This is a genomic window from Serratia sp. FS14, assembly GCF_000695995.1.
GTDB lineage: Bacteria > Pseudomonadota > Gammaproteobacteria > Enterobacterales > Enterobacteriaceae > Serratia > Serratia nematodiphila.
On sequence record NZ_CP005927.1, the window covers coordinates 4,175,847 to 4,190,276 of the forward strand.

Sequence of the window (14,430 nt, forward strand, 5' to 3'; positions counted from 1 at the left end):
GCTACTTAGCCGATAACCTTGCGACCGCGGTAGAAACCGTCGGCAGTGATGTGGTGACGACGGTGAGTTTCACCGGATACTTTGTCTACAGACAGAGTAGTCGTGGTCAGAGCATCGTGAGAACGACGCATGCCACGCTTGGAACGGGTTGGTTTATTCTGTTGTACGGCCATGGACCTTACTCCTCAATTACTTACGCTTTAAACTGGCTAATACGGCAAACGGATTCGGTTTCTCTGCCTCGGGAGGCAGTTGGCCAAATACCATGTCCGCTTCGGACACTTCACAGTGTTCAGATTCATGTACCGGAACGACAGGCAGTGAAAGAATAATTTCATCTTCAATCATTGCCAACAGATCGACTTCGCCAAACTCGTCAACTTCGATCGGTTCGTACGCTTCCGGTAATGCCTCAGCCTGCTCATCATTGACGACCGGGCTAAAACAATATGTTGTGTGAACCTGATGTTCGAACGGGACTCCACAGCGTTGGCACATCAACGTTACCGTGACGTCCGCATGCCCTGTTATCACCGCGAGGCGTTGATTGTCGATATTAAACGACAACGACACCTCAACATCACTGTCCACACTGACCACGGAGTCGGCAACACGAGTAACCTGCTCAGGCGCATAGACACCAGCATAGTCCAGGCGTTTCTGAGCGGTACGTACCGCATCAATGGTCAAGGGTAATTTTACCTTTTGCATAGGGCGCGCATATTAACTTTGTAACGACATAGAGTCAAAGAAAAAGGCCGTAAAACGGCTCCTTTCACCAATATTCGCTTCCACAGCGGCCGACAGTTTAAAATGCCGTACCCATTTACGCTACGGTTTGCGAAAAAAATTATGCAGAGATTGCTTTTAGCCTCCACCTCCCCCTATCGAAAAATGCTGCTGGAGAAACTGCAGTTGCCGTTCGACTGCGCCGCGCCGGAGGTGGATGAAACCCCGCTGCCGGGCGAAGGCGCCGAAGCGCTGGTGCTGCGCCTGGCGGCAGCGAAGGCTCAGGCGCTGGCCCTCGCCTACCCCGAGCATCTGATCATCGGTTCCGATCAGGTCTGCGTGATCGATGGCAGCATCACCGGCAAGCCCCATACCGAGGAAAACGCCCGCGCGCAGCTGCGCCAGGCAAGCAGCCAGGCCGTGACCTTCTATACCGGCCTAGCGCTGTACAACGGCCGCAGCAAGCAGCTGCAGGCCCTGTGCGAGCCTTTCCACGTGCATTTTCGCGCGCTGAGCGAAGCGGAGATCGCCGCCTATGTGCGTCTGGAGCAGCCGCTGAACTGCGCGGGCAGTTTCAAGAGCGAGGGGTTGGGGATCGCGTTGTTCGACAGGCTGGAAGGCCGGGATCCGAACGCCCTGGTCGGCCTGCCGTTGATCGCGCTATTGGAGATGTTGCGGGCTGAAGGCATCAACCCGCTGGTGTGACGCGGATTATTTGGCGGCCTGCCGGCGCAGCACTTGCAGGCAGTGACGCAGCTCTTCGTCCATCGGCGCTTCGATACGCATCGTTTCGCCGGTGGCCGGATGCTCGAAGCGCAGCGCCGCGGCGTGCAGGAACAGACGCTTCAGGCCGGTACCCGCCAGTTGACGATCGAACTCGCGGTCGCCGTAGCGATCGTCAAAGGCGATCGGATGCCCGGCATGCAGGGTGTGCACGCGGATCTGGTGGGTACGCCCGGTGATTGGGCTGGCCTTCACCAGGGTGGCGAATTCGTAACGCTCCTCCACCTTGAAGCGGGTTTCCGAAGGCTTGCCTTCGCTGTTGACGCGCACGATACGTTCGCCGCTTTGCAGAATGTTTTTCAGCAGCGGCGCCTGTACGGCCTTGCAGTGGGATTGCCACTGGCCGCGCACCAGCGCCAGATAATCTTTCTGCATGCCCTTCAGCCGCAGTTGCTCATGCAGCGAACGCAGCGCGGAACGCTTCTTGGCGACCAACAGCACGCCGGAGGTATCGCGATCGAGCCGATGCACCAGCTCCAGGAAACGGGCCTCAGGGCGCAGCGCCCGCAGCCCTTCAATCACGCCGAAGCTCAGGCCGCTGCCGCCGTGCACCGCGGTGCCGGAAGGCTTGTTGAGGATCAGCAGGTGGTCATCTTCATACAGAATGCAGTCGGCCAGCGCCGCCACCTTATCCAGCTTCGCCGACACCGGCGCCTCTTCGCGCTCGGCCACGCGCACCGGCGGCACGCGCACCACGTCGCCGGCCGCCAATTTGTATTCGACCTTGATGCGCCCTTTATTAACCCGCACCTCGCCTTTGCGCACGATGCGATAAATCATGCTCTTCGGCACGCCTTTCAGGCGAGCGAGCAGAAAGTTGTCGATTCTCTGACCGGCTTCGTCGTCGGAAATCGTGATGAATTGTACTGCTGGATTGTTCGTTTTCATGGTGCGGGATTCTAAATAGAGCGCGTGAATAGCGCCACATCTTTTTCTGTGCTTAACTGTCTCTCTGACGGCGGGCGAAACCCCAGCGGACAATAAGGCAGCAAGCCGATTTGAACGTTTGCGATTTCTTCCGCAGTTAAGGAAAAGTCACCTTGCTATAACGGCATCAGCAGTGGAATAATGCAGTCAGTTTCCGCGTTGATTCTCGTTAAACAGGGAAAACGGTGGAATTATAAAATTTGTCTGATCGCGCAAAAACGCAGCAATGGCGTAAGACGTAATGCGAAATCAAACAATTAGCGGGCTGCGGGTTGCAGCTTGGCCGGCAAATGGAATCAGATCTGTCGACGTAAATCAGAGGCTATTCCCCTAGTAAAAGTGCTGTCTTTCACAAAGAAAAGCAGGCTTACCGAGATAATGCGCCCCTATGCAGGCGACAACCGTGAGGTTGACGACTTTGCGAGAAGACACGGGGCTTTCGGTTTAACTCCGGCCATGAGGTTATTTTGCCCGCAGCTTTGTCGATAATGTAAAAATAACGAGTAAGTTAAGATGAAAAGAATGTTGATTAACGCAACTCAGCAGGAAGAGTTGCGTGTTGCCCTCGTAGATGGACAGCGGCTGTATGATTTGGATATCGAAAGTCCGGGTCATGAGCAGAAAAAAGCGAATATTTACAAAGGCAAAATCACCCGCATTGAACCAAGTCTTGAAGCAGCGTTCGTGGATTACGGCGCAGAACGACATGGTTTCCTCCCCCTTAAAGAAATCGCCCGCGAATACTTCCCTAGCAATTACTCTTCCCATGGTCGCCCGAACATCAAAGATGTGCTGCGCGAAGGCCAGGAAGTCATTGTTCAGGTAGACAAAGAAGAACGTGGCAACAAAGGCGCCGCCTTGACCACCTTCATCAGCCTGGCGGGCAGCTATCTGGTGTTGATGCCGAACAACCCGCGCGCCGGCGGTATTTCTCGCCGCATCGAGGGTGACGATCGCACCGAGCTGAAAGAAGCGCTCTCTTCGCTGCAGCTGCCGGACGGCATGGGCCTGATCGTTCGCACCGCGGGCGTAGGCAAATCTGCCGACGCGCTGCAATGGGATCTTTCCTTCCGTCTGAAGCACTGGGAAGCGATTAAAAAAGCCGCCGAAGGCCGCCCTGCGCCATTCCTGATCCACCAGGAAAGCAACGTTATCGTGCGCGCCTTCCGCGACTACCTGCGCCCGGACATCGGCGAAATCCTCATCGACAACCCGAAAATTCTCGATCTGGCCAAAGAGCACATCGCTGCGCTGGGTCGCCCGGATTTCAGCAGCAAAATCAAACTGTACAGCGGTGAAATTCCTCTGTTCAGCCACTATCAGATCGAATCGCAGATCGAATCCGCCTTCCAGCGCGAAGTGCGCCTGCCGTCCGGCGGCTCGATCGTCATCGACAGTACCGAAGCGCTGACCGCCATCGACATCAACTCCGCACGCGCAACCCGCGGCGGCGACATCGAAGAGACGGCGTTCAACACCAACCTGGAAGCGGCGGACGAGATCGCTCGCCAGCTGCGCCTGCGCGACCTCGGCGGCCTGATCGTCATCGACTTCATCGACATGACGCCGGTACGCCACCAACGCGAAGTGGAAAACCGCCTGCGTGACGCCGTGCGCCAAGACCGCGCGCGCATCCAAATCGGCCGCATCTCCCGCTTCGGCCTGCTGGAAATGTCGCGTCAGCGCCTCAGCCCGTCGCTGGGCGAGTCCAGCCACCACGTGTGCCCACGCTGTAACGGCACCGGCACCATTCGCGACAACGAATCGCTGGCGCTGTCCATTCTGCGCCTGATCGAAGAAGAAGCGCTGAAGGAAAACACCAAAGAAGTTCACGCTATCGTGCCGGTTCAGGTCGCTTCGTACCTGCTGAACGAAAAGCGCGAATCCGTCAGCGCGATCGAAAAACGCCAGGGCGGCGTGAAAGCCGTCATCGTGCCGAACGATCAGATGCAAACCCCGCACTACTCGGTGCTGCGCGTGCGCAAGGGCGAGGAAACCTCTACCCTCAGCTACCTGCTGCCGAAGCTGCACGAAGAAGACATGGAGCGCCCGCTGGAAGATGCGCCGATGGAACGCAAGCGTCCGGAGCAACCGGCCCTGGCTTCCTTCTCGCTGTCCGCCGATGCGCCGCCGCCGGCTGAAGAGCCCGTCGCCGTGGCCAAACCTGTCGCTGCCGCCGCCAAGGCGAAAGCCGCAGCGCCGGTCGCCGCCAATCCGGGCTTCCTGGGCCGCCTGTTCGGTGGTCTGAAGAGCCTGTTCGCCGGTGAAGAACAACCTGCCGTCGAAGAAGCCAAACCGGCCGAAACGCCGAAAGCGGAAGGCAACGGTGAAAACCGTCGTCAGGATCGTCGCGGTCAGCGCCGCCAAGGCACCGGCCGTAAAGAGCGCGGTGAGCGTGGCGATCGTCCGGAACGCGGCGAGCGTAAAGAGCGCGGTGAAGGCCGTGACAATCGCGAGCGCGACAACCGTGAACCGCGTGAGAACCGTGAAGGCCGTGAATCGCGTGAATCCCGCGATGAGCAGCGCCGTAACCGCCGCAACCAGCAGCAGAACGCGCCGGTAGCGGAGGAAACCGCAACGGAAGAAAGCGCTAAAGCGCCGCGCGAAGATCAGCAGCAGCGTCGTGAGCAGCGTGCTGAACGCCAGCGTCGCCGTCAGGAAGAGAAACGTCAGGCTCAGCAGGAAGTGAAAGCGCTGGAAAGCGTTGAAGCGGTCGAGAGCACCGACGAAGAGCAGGAAGAACGCCAGCAGCAGAACATGCAGCGCCGTCAGCGCCGCACGCTGACGCAGAAAGTGCGTATCCTGTCTGCGGAAGAAGAGCTGCAGCGTGCAGCGGAAGAGCTGTTGGCGCCGAAAGCGCCGGTAGCGAAAGCCGAAGACGTGCAACCGACCGCCGACGACAGCGTCAAGCTGCTGCCGGAAACCGTTGCCGCACAGCCGGAAGACGATGCCCAGGGCGAAAGCCGCGGCAACGGCGAAGGCATGCCGCGCCGCTCCCGCCGTTCACCGCGCCACCTGCGCGTCAGCGGCCAGCGCCGCCGTCGTTACCGCGATGAGCGTTACCCGCTGCAATCTCCAATGCCGCTGGCGGGTGCCTTCGCTTCGCCGGAAATGGCATCGGGCAAAGTCTGGGTAAGCTACCCGGTCGCTCAGGTTGAAGAAGCCGAAGTGCAGACCGAAGCCGTAGAGCAGGCACCGGTTGTCGCCGCAGCGGTTGAACAACACAACGTTGCCGTGGAAGAAACCCAGGCCGCGGCCAGCGTCAACGAACCGGCACCAGAAGCCGCCGTTGAAACTGCCGCCGTCACCGTCACGGAAGAAGCTGCAGCCGTAGCGCCTGTCGTTGCTATCCCGGCCGAGGAAACCCCGGCGCCGGTGGAAACCGCGGTTGAAGAGCCGAAAGTGGAAGAGACTGCCCCGGCAGTGGAAGCCGAGCCGGTAGTTGAAACCGTTGCTGCAGAGCCTGTGGTTGAAGCTAAATCGGTGGAGGACGAGCCTGTGGTCGAAACTGCGCCGGTAGAAGCCACGCCAGCGGAAGAAACGCCAGTGGTAGAAGCTGCACCTGCGGCGGCAGCCGTGGAAGCCGCTCCGGTGGAAACAGCCCCTGCGCCAGTGGTTGCTCAGCAGCCGGCGCCGGTGAAAGCCGTGCAGAACGTGCTGTACAAACACATCGCCACTGCGCCGATGACCAAAGCGCCGGCACCAGCCTATGTACCGGAAGAACGCAAGCACAGCGACTGGCAGCGCCCTTCCTTCAACTTCGAAGGCAAAGGATCCGCAGGCGGCCATTCGGCGGTGAGCCAGGCAACCGCGCCGGCCACCAAACCGCAGCCGGTTAACGAATAAGTTAATCTGCACCCCTAAAAAAACCCGCCATCGGCGGGTTTTTTCTTGCCTGTAAAATACTCAGGCGATCTTCTTCAGTTTTTTGATGTCCAGAACATCCAGCTTGCCGTCAAGCCGGCTGACGAACTGCTGAAAATGCGCCGTCTCATTATGCTTATCCAGCGCTTCACTGCTGGCCCAACGCTCAAAGAACACGAAAACACCCGGCTTTTCCAGATCGCGATGCAAGTCATATTGCAGGTTGCCCAACTCCTGGCGGCTCGGCTCGATAATGTCGTGCACCGCTTCGCTGACGGCGGCTTCAAATCCCGCTTTCGCTTGCAGGGTGGCGATAACGCGTACTTCCATTGCTTTCTCCCTTTCCACTTGATGAAGGTCGACGGTATTGGCGTCGGCATCGTTGAAATCCCGGTTACTATGCGCCCGCCGCGCTATTGATTTCAACTTGTCGCCAACAAACAGATGCATCTGCGGCACTTTCCGCTTATCCTTACACCCCGGCGTGAATAAACCCATTATTCGCTTTTCATTAGACGTATTTGACCGCCGGAGCCTAGCTAGATGACCGCACAACCTCAAGTTCTGAAAATCCGCCGCCCAGACGACTGGCATATCCACCTGCGTGACGATGAAATGCTGAAAACGGTGGTGCCCTATACCAGTCAGGTATTTGGCCGGGCGATCGTGATGCCGAACCTGGTTCCGCCCGTAACGACCGTGGCCGCCGCGCGCGCCTACCGCGATCGCATTCTGGCGGCGGTCCCGCAGGGGCACAACTTCACTCCGCTGATGACCTGCTACCTGACCAACTCCCTGGCGGCCAGTGAACTGGTCAACGGCTTCGAGCAAGGGGTGTTTACTGCCGCCAAGCTGTATCCGGCTAACGCCACCACCAACTCCAGCCACGGCGTGAGCGACGTGACCGGTATTTACCCGCTGTTCGAACAGATGCAAAAAATCGGCATGCCTTTGCTGATCCACGGCGAAGTGACCGATCCCGCCGTCGATATCTTCGACCGCGAGGCGCGCTTTATCGAACAGGTGATGGAACCGATTCGTCAGCATTTCCCTGAGCTGAAGATCGTCTTCGAGCACATCACCACCAAGGAAGCGGCGCAATATGTGCAGGCAGGCAATCGTTTCCTCGGCGCCACCATCACGCCGCAGCACCTGATGTTCAACCGCAACCACATGCTGGTCGGTGGCATTCGCCCTCACCTGTTCTGCTTGCCGATCCTCAAGCGCAATGTCCACCAGGAGGCGCTGCGTCAGGCGGTGGCCAGCGGCTCGGACCGCTTCTTCCTTGGCACCGACTCCGCGCCGCACCTCAAGCACCGTAAAGAGTCCAGCTGTGGCTGCGCCGGTTGCTTCAACGCGCCGAATGCCATCCCGGCTTACGCCGCCGTGTTCGAACAACTCGGCGCGTTGGAACACTTTGAAGCCTTCTGTTCGCTCAACGGCCCGCGCTTCTATGGCCTGCCGCTCAACGAAGACTTCATCGAACTGCAGCGCGTGCCAACCACCCAGCCGGAAGAGATCGCCCTCGGCAATGAATCCGTGATCCCCTTCCTGGCGGGTGAAACCCTGAACTGGTCGCTGAAAGACTGATATTTTTGCTTCGCCCTCTTGCCCCCGCACTCGGTTAACTGTATAAATAAACAGTAAATCGCTTCGGGGGCAATTATGCGTGTTGAAGTCACTATAGATAAAACCCGGCCGCTGCCGGCGGGCGCCATTGAGGCGCTGACCGGAGAACTGGGCAAGCGGGTCAACCGCCAGTTTCCAGACGCCGTCGTGCACGTACGTTATGCCGGCGCCAACGGGCTCTCCGTGCTGGGGGGCGCCAAAACCGACCGGGATCTGATCGAGGAAATCCTTCAGGAAACCTGGGAAAGCGCAGACGAATGGTTTAGCGCAGAATAACACTGCAATGCTGTTTTTGCCGGGGGTCGCTCTCCGGCTTTTTTGTTTCTGGCGCCCTGCCCATTCATCGCTTACCCTTACTCTGGAACAAAATCCGCCTCAGCGCTGTATTTAACGCAAAGGAGTAAGCATGGCCCCGGACAAGGTGAAATCCGAAGACGCGATGACGTTTGGCGAACTGCTGGCGCTGATAGCCGATCAGAAAAGGCGCTTGAACGTACTGGAAGTGGCTTTTTCTTATCTGGCCTTCAGCCTGGATGACAAAGCCAACCAACGGCTGATCCACAGCCTGAAGCTGGAATCGCACAGCCAGAATCGCGATGCCGAAACGCAAAAGCATTTCGCCCATTTGGCCGAAGAGCTGGAAAAATGTCTGCATGGCGCATCGCCGCCTGCCGACGCGGAATAACGCGCTGCGCTCTGCTCATCCACTACTGCACATACAAATTTGTAGAATAATTGTTCAAATAAATATTTATTTTGCAAATTTCGGTGACAACCCTCTCCACCGTTGAAAGCGGATGCGTATACTGTAATTGCTCTCATGATGATGAGCCGCATTGATCCTCGTTAGTCACTCACGGTAGTTACTACTCAATAAGGGGTCTTTATGGACAGAAATGATGAAGTAATTCAGACGCACCCGCTTGTCGGTTGGGATATCAGTACTGTCGACGTTTACGACGCCATGATGATACGCCTTCATTACCTGTCTTCACTAGACCAAACGCCCGAAGAAGCCCAAGTAGACCGAACGCTTTGGCTGACTACAGATGTCGCCCGTCAATTAATCAATATTTTAGAGGCCGGCATCGCCAAGATTGAAGCTACGGATTACCAGGATCTTGATCGCAGAAAACATTGATTCATCGTCCCCTAACCCTAAGGCGCCGTGACCGTTCCCGGCGCCTTTTTCTTTGCCTTTCACCGTTCAATCAGTGCATTGCGCTCGCCAACCTTTTATCATGGGGCGATAAGCAATTGCTATCAGAGAGGGTGGGCACGTGGAATATGATTTGATCGTGGTGGGCAGCGGTTCAGTCGGCGCGGCGGCAGGGTATTACGCTACCCGGGCCGGCTTGAAAGCGCTGATGATCGACAGCGCCATTCCTCCACACCGCAACGGCAGCCATCACGGCGATACCCGCATCATTCGTCACGCTTACGGCGAAGGTGAAAAGTACGTGCCGCTGGTGCTGCGTGCGCAGGCGCTGTGGAATGCGCTGATTCAGCAATCCGGTGAAGAACTGTTCCAGTCGTGCGGCGTACTCAACCTGGGGCCGCAGCACTCCGAATTCATTCGCAATGCTCAGCAGAGCGCGCAAAAGTTTCGCCTGAATGCGCAAACCCTCAGCGCCGAACAGATCGCTCAACGCTGGCCGGAATTCCGCGCGCCGGAAGGTTACGTCGGCGTCTTCGAGCCAGACGCCGGCTTCCTGCGCTCCGAACAGGCGGTTGCCAGCCTGATCAAACTGGCGAAAGAGGCCGGCTGCAGCCAGCTGTTCAACTGCCCGGTCAGCGCGGTGAACCCCATTGATGGCGGCGTTGAGATCGTCACCGGCGAAGGGCGTTTCACGGCGCGAAAAGCGGTGGTCACCGCAGGCACCTGGGTGAAAGCACTGTTGCCGCAGCTGCCTATCGCGCCATTGCGCAAGGTATTCTCCTGGCATCAGGCGGACGGCCGCTACAGCGTGAACAATCGCTTCCCGGCCTTTACCGTCGAAGCGCAGGACGGCACGCACTATTACGGCTTCCCGGCGGATAACGATGGCCTGAAAGTGGGCAAACACGACGGCGGCCAGCCGATGGATGCCCCCGAACAGCGCAAACCCTTCGGCAGCTACGCCAGCGACGGCACGGAAGTTTTCTCCTTCCTGCGGCAATTTTTGCCGGGTGTAGGCGTATGTTTACACGGCGAAGCCTGCAGTTATGATATGAGCCCCGACGAAGATTTTATTATCGATACCCTGCCGGATTGCGATCGCCTGATGGTCATCAGCGGATTGAGCGGCCACGGCTTCAAGTTCGCCAGCGCACTGGGCGAGATCGCCGCGCTGTTCGCGCAGGACAAAGCGCCGCCGGTTGACCTCTCCAGCTTTGGTCTGAAGCGATTCAGCTAAGCGAAGGATTTCGCTGTCCACGTTCCCGTCGCTCCCTGGACAGCGAAATCTGCCGGTTACAATTTATTAACCTGCTAACTCTTTTAAATACCAAGTAAAAATTCTAATAACGGAAATTTCTTGCATTCAGCATTTGAATTTCCGAATTGAACACTTGCAGTGTAAGTCCTATTTTACAGAAGATATGCTCCATCGGCTTTCAACAAGGACGTCACCATGAAACTACTTGTCGTGGACGAATGCTGCTTCACCCGGGTCGGTATAGCCAGCTACTTTGCTGATAGTGGGATTACGACGATCAAGTGCTGCCACAGCATTGAATACGCTACGCCGCTGTTGGACAGCTTTCAGCCGAGCCACATTCTGGTGAACCTCAGCAACCAATGCCGCTATAACGAAGCGGACGCACAGCTGCAGGCATTTATGGAAGCCAGCCAGTCCGCCTTGCTGTTTATCTATCTCGATACACCTTATCCTTACAGCGAAGCGCCAATGCGCATTGCCGATAATGCCTTTCTGTTCAATAAAAGCATTCTGCCGCTCACCTTACGCACGCTGCGCGAAAATCCGCTGGCGCTGGCCGATGACGGCGAAGAGCGTTCCCTGTTCAGCCCGCAAGAACTGACGGTAATGAAATATTGGATGGCGGAAATGCCCAACTACCGCATCGCGAAAAAGCTGCAGATCAGCTCGCATACGGTGTACGTGCACAAGCGTCACATCACGGAGAAGATCAACGCGCGCAACCGGCTGGAGTTCTACTCGCTGTATAACGTGCTGCGCTATTTCTACCCACCGAGCACGCCAACCAATTCGACGCCGCTGGCGCTGCTGGCGGTATAACATCAAGCCTGCGATAACGCAGGCTTTTTTATCGCCGTTCTTCCAGCACTCACGCGCGGCGCGCTGTAAAAGACGCCGAGAAAAGGACTATAATCAAGGGTCCTTCTCTTCAGGCGGCTGAAATGTTAAACCGAATACTGGCGGCTATCGTCAACAATGTGCGGGAGCACCTGGTGCTTTACCTTTGTCTGTGGCTGGTGCTGCTGGCGTTGGATGTCTATTTCTTCTTCGTCATGTAAGCCATGCCGCCGTTATTTCCCCGATTGAGCTTCAGCCGCTTCGGCGATCCCACCCAGGTGCTGGCATTGCAGCAGATGAGCAGACCGCTGCTGCGCCCCGGGCAGCGGTTATTGCAGATGCGCTATGCCCCGATCAACCCTTCCGATCTGATCCCGATCCACGGCCAATACGCGCACCGCATCGCCCTGCCGCAGGTGCCGGGATATGAAGGCGTAGGCATCATCGTCAATCCGCAGAATGGGCATTCAACGGGCCGACGCGCGCTGGCGGTAGCGGGTAACGGCAGTTGGCAAACCTTCGTCACGCTGCCTGAGGATCGGGTGATCTGGGTGCCGGACGACATCGACGACGCTGGCGCAGCGCAAATCTATATCAACCCGCTCACCTGCTGGGTGCTGTTGACGCAATGGCTGCCGCTCAACGCCGGCGACGTACTGCTGCTCAACGGCGGCGGCTCCGCTGTCAGCCTGCTGCTGGCGCAGCTGACGGCGCTGCGCGGCATTCGTCTGGCGGTCGTGGTGCGCAACGCCGCTCATCGCCAGGCTTTACTGGCCGCCGGCGCCTGGCGCGTTATCGAAGCGCCGCAGCTGGTGGAAATGACGAATTTTGGCGCCCGTGCGGCCATCGACTGCATCGGAGGAGAAGACGGATTGCAATTGGCGCGGGCGGTGCGCTCCGGCGGCGATTTTGTGGCGCTGGGCCTGCTGAGCGGCCGCCAGGTAGACTGGCGGCGCGTGGTGGACGAGTTAAAGCTGCGCGCTTCGCTGTTCCACCTGCGCAAATGGAACGCACAGGCGGCGCCAGCGCAATGGCAAATGGCGTTTTATCAGTTGTTCCAGCTGCTGCGGCGCGGCCAGCTGGCGCTGCGCCCACCCGCCGCGATTTATCCTTTGCATCAGTACGCAGCGGCGCTGCAGCATGCCGCACAACCTGGCGTGAGCGGAAAAATCTTCCTCACTCCGGCGCCGCCGGAGGCTGGCGCGGCGGGCGGCCGTCCCCCAGGATAACCGCCAGCCGATAGCCGCCCTCGGTGGTCTCCAGCGCGATGCGCGCCACGATCGTCAGCGGCACCGACAGCAACATGCCCACCGGGCCGAGCAGCCAGCCCCAGAAGATCAGCGACAGGAACACCACCAGCGTCGACAGCCCCAGCCCGCGCCCCATCACGCGCGGCTCGAGGATATTGCCGATCACCATGTTGACAGCGATAAAGCCGCCCGCCACCACCAGCGCATCCCCCAATCCGTTGAACAGCAGCGCCTGAATCAGCGGCGGAATGGCGGCCAACACCGAGCCGATATTGGGAATATAGTTGAGCAGAAACGCCAGCAGCCCCCAGATAAAGGCAAAACGCACGCCGACCGCCGCCAGGAAGATCCAGACGATCACCCCGGTGGCCAGGCTGATGATGGTTTTAATCACCAGATAGCGCGTCACGCCGTCCAGCGCCCGCCGCATCGCGGCGAGCCCCTCGTTCGGCTTATCCAGCGCCTGCTGCAGCTTGTAAGGCAGCAGCTGCACTTCGAACAGCATAAACACCACGGTCATCAGCAGCAGGAAGACGTTGGTCATGGCGCCAGACAGGTGCCCCAGCATGCGGGTGACCAGATTCATCGCCGCGCTGGGATCGACATACTGCAGCATCGCTTCGCTGGAGAGGCTGATATTGAAGCGTTCGGCGTAATGCTGCAGCTCGCGCAGCTTCTCGATCATCATGCCGCGGTACTGAGGCAGCGAGCGGGCGAATTCGTTCAGCGAAGCACCCAGCATGCCGATAAACAGCATCACGACCACGATCACCGCCGTCAGCAGCAGCGTCACCCCGACGATACGCGGCACCCGCTTGCGTTCCAGCATCGCCACCAGCGGGTTCAACACCATAGCGAGAAATACCGCCAGCAAAAACGGCACCACGATGTCGGCGGCGGCTTTCACCCCGGCCAAAATGATCACCAACATCGCCAGCAGGACGGCCAGACGCAGGCTGCTGTCGGTCACGCGGGTTCGGCCCATGACGTTTCCTTGTTATTTCACTGGGTTAACCGGCCTCATGGGGCCGTCTCTTGGCGCTAATGGTAGCAAAATCCGCCGCTGCACCGCAGGGGATTTAGCGAAACCGTTCGACAATGTTAATCTTTCCGCCCTGCTCTGCGCCGCAAAAAATAGGCATAACCTTTGCCAACAAATAATCTCACCGGGCAACTCACGCGAGGTTTACGTAAAATGACAAAAGCTGACATTAATAGATAATAAGCCTAATTTTCAACAACTAGCACAATCACCGGACGAGAGAAACAATATCATCTTCAACGATTTATCTGAAGGTTCCCGAACATCTCAAACAAATTCACTGACTAATATTTCTAAGAAGTAACATAGTTAAATTTATTATTGATTTTATGTTTCCTAAAGTTTAATTATTGCAGCCAGCCAATCGGTAATCGAAGGAAACAGGATGCTCTGGAAAAATACCGCCGATCGTTTCGGCCATGTGTCAGTGTTGATCCACTGGCTGGTGGCGTTGACAGTGTACGGCATGTTCGCGCTCGGCCTGTGGATGGTCACGCTGGGCTATTACGACGTCTGGTATCACCAGGCGCCGGAGATCCACAAAAGCATCGGCACGCTGCTGTTCATCGTGATGGTGATCCGCGTGATCTGGCGCTTTGTCTCACCGCCGCCCAAACCTCTGGCCAGCTATGGCCGCCTCACTCGCGTCAGCGCCATCCTCGCGCATCTGGCGCTGTACGCCGTGCTGTTCGGCATTCTGATCAGCGGCTATCTGATCTCCACCGCCGACGGTCAACCGATCAGCGTGTTCGGCTGGTTCAACGTGCCCGCCACCGTGACCGGCATGGCGGAACAGGCCGACACCGCCGGCGCCATACACCTTTACCTGGCCTGGGCCGTGGTAGTGCTCTCGGTACTGCACGGGCTGGCCGCGCTTAAACATCACTTTATCGATCGTGATGTCACTTTGAAACGGATGCTGGGTAGCAGCGCCGATTAACCTTTGGAT

The 14,430-nt window shown here is 57.9% G+C and carries 16 protein-coding genes; 11 read left to right on the top strand and 5 right to left on the bottom strand.

Annotated elements, in window-relative coordinates:
* Window positions 1–5: 5 nt before the first annotated feature.
* Complete coding sequence (rpmF, locus tag L085_RS24845) at window positions 6–173, bottom strand: 50S ribosomal protein L32 (RefSeq protein WP_004927778.1); 168 nt, start codon at window positions 171–173, stop codon at window positions 6–8.
* A 16-nt stretch (window positions 174–189) separates the two neighbouring features.
* Complete coding sequence (gene yceD / locus L085_RS19065; protein ID WP_004927780.1) at window positions 190–711, bottom strand: 23S rRNA accumulation protein YceD; 522 nt, start codon at window positions 709–711, stop codon at window positions 190–192.
* 141 nt (window positions 712–852) lie between these two features.
* On the opposite strand from yceD, the gene L085_RS19070 reads away from it, so the two are divergent.
* On the top strand, window positions 853–1,434 hold the full coding sequence (locus L085_RS19070; RefSeq protein ID WP_044031480.1) for a nucleoside triphosphate pyrophosphatase: 582 nt from the start codon (window positions 853–855) through the stop codon (window positions 1,432–1,434).
* A gap of 6 nt (window positions 1,435–1,440) precedes the next feature.
* Here the strand turns inward: L085_RS19070 and rluC are convergent, their stop codons facing one another.
* Window positions 1,441–2,400: a 23S rRNA pseudouridine(955/2504/2580) synthase RluC gene (rluC, locus tag L085_RS19075; RefSeq protein ID WP_004927787.1), complete on the bottom strand. Its 960-nt coding sequence runs from the start codon at window positions 2,398–2,400 to the stop codon at window positions 1,441–1,443.
* Between the two features lie 552 nt (window positions 2,401–2,952).
* Here rluC and rne point away from each other — a divergent pair.
* Window positions 2,953–6,285 carry a ribonuclease E gene (gene rne / locus L085_RS19085; RefSeq protein WP_071841649.1) on the top strand — a complete coding sequence of 1,111 codons (3,333 nt, stop codon included), beginning with the start codon at window positions 2,953–2,955 and terminating at the stop codon, window positions 6,283–6,285.
* Between the two features lie 60 nt (window positions 6,286–6,345).
* Here the strand turns inward: rne and L085_RS19090 are convergent, their stop codons facing one another.
* Window positions 6,346–6,633 (bottom strand): putative quinol monooxygenase, encoded by a 288-nt coding sequence (locus L085_RS19090; protein ID WP_015377446.1) that lies wholly within the window; start codon window positions 6,631–6,633, stop codon window positions 6,346–6,348.
* 213 nt (window positions 6,634–6,846) lie between these two features.
* Between L085_RS19090 and pyrC the strand changes: the two genes are divergently transcribed.
* The 8 genes from pyrC (at window position 6,847) to L085_RS19130 (ending at window position 12,418) form a co-directional block, all read left to right on the top strand.
* A complete protein-coding gene (gene pyrC / locus L085_RS19095) occupies window positions 6,847–7,893 on the top strand; it encodes a dihydroorotase (RefSeq protein WP_004927803.1) in 1,047 nt (348 codons plus the stop codon).
* A 75-nt stretch (window positions 7,894–7,968) separates the two neighbouring features.
* Entirely contained in the window at window positions 7,969–8,208 is a 240-nt protein-coding gene (gene dinI, locus L085_RS19100; RefSeq protein ID WP_015377444.1) for a DNA damage-inducible protein I, read from the top strand.
* Between the two features lie 130 nt (window positions 8,209–8,338).
* Window positions 8,339–8,617, top strand: coding sequence for a hypothetical protein (locus L085_RS19105; RefSeq protein WP_004927809.1), 279 nt, complete (start codon window positions 8,339–8,341; stop codon window positions 8,615–8,617).
* 201 nt (window positions 8,618–8,818) lie between these two features.
* On the top strand, window positions 8,819–9,073 hold the full coding sequence (gene bssS, locus L085_RS19110; protein ID WP_004927812.1) for a biofilm formation regulator BssS: 255 nt from the start codon (window positions 8,819–8,821) through the stop codon (window positions 9,071–9,073).
* Between the two features lie 139 nt (window positions 9,074–9,212).
* Window positions 9,213–10,328 (top strand): N-methyl-L-tryptophan oxidase, encoded by a 1,116-nt coding sequence (gene solA, locus L085_RS19115; RefSeq protein WP_021504910.1) that lies wholly within the window; start codon window positions 9,213–9,215, stop codon window positions 10,326–10,328.
* Between the two features lie 216 nt (window positions 10,329–10,544).
* Window positions 10,545–11,171 carry a LuxR C-terminal-related transcriptional regulator gene (locus tag L085_RS19120; protein WP_044031482.1) on the top strand — a complete coding sequence of 209 codons (627 nt, stop codon included), beginning with the start codon at window positions 10,545–10,547 and terminating at the stop codon, window positions 11,169–11,171.
* A 122-nt stretch (window positions 11,172–11,293) separates the two neighbouring features.
* Window positions 11,294–11,410, top strand: a complete 117-nt coding sequence (locus tag L085_RS24850; RefSeq protein WP_004927822.1) for a DUF2770 family protein — start codon at window positions 11,294–11,296, stop codon at window positions 11,408–11,410.
* Window positions 11,411–11,413: 3 nt separating this feature from the next.
* The gene (locus L085_RS19130; protein ID WP_044031483.1) at window positions 11,414–12,418 is read left to right on the top strand and encodes a zinc-dependent alcohol dehydrogenase family protein; all 1,005 of its coding nucleotides are present in this window, start codon (window positions 11,414–11,416) and stop codon (window positions 12,416–12,418) included.
* Here the strand turns inward: L085_RS19130 and L085_RS19135 are convergent.
* Window positions 12,366–13,424, bottom strand: coding sequence for an AI-2E family transporter (locus tag L085_RS19135; RefSeq protein WP_044031484.1), 1,059 nt, complete (start codon window positions 13,422–13,424; stop codon window positions 12,366–12,368). The two genes, L085_RS19130 and L085_RS19135, sit on opposite strands and share 53 nt — an antisense overlap.
* Before the next feature lie 442 nt (window positions 13,425–13,866).
* On the opposite strand from L085_RS19135, the gene L085_RS19140 reads away from it, so the two are divergent.
* A complete protein-coding gene (locus L085_RS19140; RefSeq protein WP_044031485.1) occupies window positions 13,867–14,421 on the top strand; it encodes a cytochrome b in 555 nt (184 codons plus the stop codon).
* Window positions 14,422–14,430 lie beyond the last annotated feature (9 nt).